General features: G+C 47.7%; 1 pseudogene. It reads left to right on the top strand.

The annotated features are described in order from the left end of the window. Window positions 1–332: pseudogene (locus A3761_RS01910) on the top strand (cation acetate symporter); the annotation flags it as partial. Between the last annotated feature and the right edge of the window lie 288 nt (window positions 333–620).

Genomic DNA, 620 nt, shown 5'->3' with positions numbered 1-620 from the left:
TCTTCCCGGTCTTAATGATGGGTATCTTTAGCAAGAAGGTGACCAAGGAAGGTGCAATCGCGGGTATGATTTCCGGGATTGGTGTGACACTGCTTTACGTCTTCCAGCACAAGGGAATCATGTTTGTGGCTAGTACGTCTTTCTTAGGTGATATGCCAGCTAACTGGTTCTTGGGAATTGAGCCGAACGCCTTTGGTGCGATCGGTGCCGTGGTTAACTTTACCGTTGCCTTTGCTGTGTCGAAATTGACGGTTGAGCCTCCACAGCATGTTCAAGATTTGGTTGAACATATCCGTGTACCGGCTGGCGCTGGTGAAGCGCATGCGCACTAAGTTAGTGAATGAGAATTGATATTGTGGCCTCTTGGCGCTGGTCGTGTTGCGGCGCTAAGATTTTTTTGGGAAGTCTGCGGTTTAGGCTTCCCCCTTTTTCCTTCACTTGATGATAGATGGAGAATAAAAATGTTTAAAAACAAACATATGACGACAGCGATGGTGGTTGCACCCTTGCTCGCGATTGTGAGCTATTTTGCGACGGACTATATTGTTTCGGATATTCCTGAAAGCGCTGCACAGGGTGAAAGCTATGCCATGGTGGCCAGGTCTAACTGTCGTTATCAG

This window comes from Oleiphilus sp. HI0123 (assembly GCF_001635315.1).
Note: the sequence above shows the minus strand (reverse complement) of the source record. Positions and strands in the feature narration are given on the sequence as shown.